1 pseudogene is annotated in these 685 nt (G+C 58.8%); it reads left to right on the top strand.

What is annotated here, in order from left to right:
- A pseudogene (locus ACB035_RS20465) lies at window positions 1-685 on the top strand (DDE-type integrase/transposase/recombinase); the annotation flags it as partial.

Here is a 685-nt window from a genome sequence, read left to right as displayed (position 1 = left end):
CCGAACAGCGCATCAAGGAACTTGAGCAACAGCTGGCGCTGATGAGTCAGAAGGCCCAGTTCTTTGAGGCCGTCGTCGATGTACTGAAGAATGACTACGGCGTCTCCATCGTAAAAAAGCGACCCGGCAAGTCCTCTCGCAGCGGCAAGTCGAGAGACTAACCATTGTCAGGGCTTGCCTGTTTCTGAGGATAAGCCGGCAGGCTTACTACAAGCGCAATCGGGTCGCCGACGAGCGCCATGCACAAGGACTGCAGGTGGTGCGTTTTGTGCGTCAGGTTCGACTGCGACAACCTCGGGTGGGCACTCGCAAGCTGCATTATCTACTGCAGGGTCAGGATGATGGCGGGCTTAAGGTCGGGCGGGACAGGCTGTTTCAGATATTGGCCGAGCACCGCCTGCTGGTGCTGCCCAGGCGTGCGTATCACAAGACCACCCACAGTTTTCACCGTTTCTACCGTCATCCCAACTTGCTCAAGGCGGGGCCAGAGCAGGTTACACCGGTGGCCCCGGAGCAGGTCTGGGTCGCAGATATCACCTATCTGCCCGCCAGGAGCGGGCCGCTGTACCTGAGCCTGGTGACGGATGCGTACTCACGCAAGATAGTGGGCCATCACGTGCACGAAGGAATGCATGCCGAATCGGTGGCAATGGCGTTCAAGAAAGCGCTGAAGCAACGGCGTGGC

It is taken from the genome of Aeromonas sp. S12(2024), from assembly GCF_041402305.1.
In the GTDB taxonomy this organism is placed as follows: Bacteria; Pseudomonadota; Gammaproteobacteria; order Enterobacterales; family Aeromonadaceae; genus Aeromonas; species Aeromonas veronii.
This window is presented reverse-complemented; position numbering and strand designations above follow the sequence as displayed.